Consider the following 407-nt stretch of genomic DNA (forward strand, 5'->3'; position numbering starts at 1 on the left):
GAGCTGGTGCGGCGCGGCCTGGGATGGACGGTGGTGGACTTCCTCACGGCCGGCAACCTGGACCCGGCCACGGTGGTGGCCGTGCCGCTGCGCGACCGCGAGCCGATTCCGCTCTACGCCTACCATGCGGAACACCGCCCGCCGGACCGCCATGCGGCGCGCATGCTCGACCTGCTGCCGGGCCTGCTGCACGCGGTGCTGGCGCGCCCGCACCATGCGGAAGGCAGCCCTGCCGGCTGAACGGCCGCCGGGCCTCTCGCCTGCGAAGCGGCCTGGTCAGCGCCGCAGGGGCCGCACCATGAAGGCCGCGGCCACGACCAGCGCGCCCAGCAGCCAGAGCGGCCACAGCCCGGCCCGCGCGGCCCACCAGGCGAACGGAGTGGCGGCGCCGCCGCGGCCCTCCACCT

General features: G+C 76.9%; 1 protein-coding gene. It reads left to right on the forward strand.

Annotated elements, in window-relative coordinates; genetic code table 11:
- Positions 1-240, forward strand: a 240-nt coding sequence (locus E0L35_RS25835; RefSeq protein WP_212751729.1) for a hypothetical protein, incomplete at its 5' end; no start/stop codon positions are given.
- Positions 241-407 lie beyond the last annotated feature (167 nt).

It is taken from the genome of Halomonas sp. ATBC28 (genome assembly GCF_005937175.1).
GTDB lineage: Bacteria > Pseudomonadota > Gammaproteobacteria > Pseudomonadales > Halomonadaceae > Vreelandella > Vreelandella titanicae.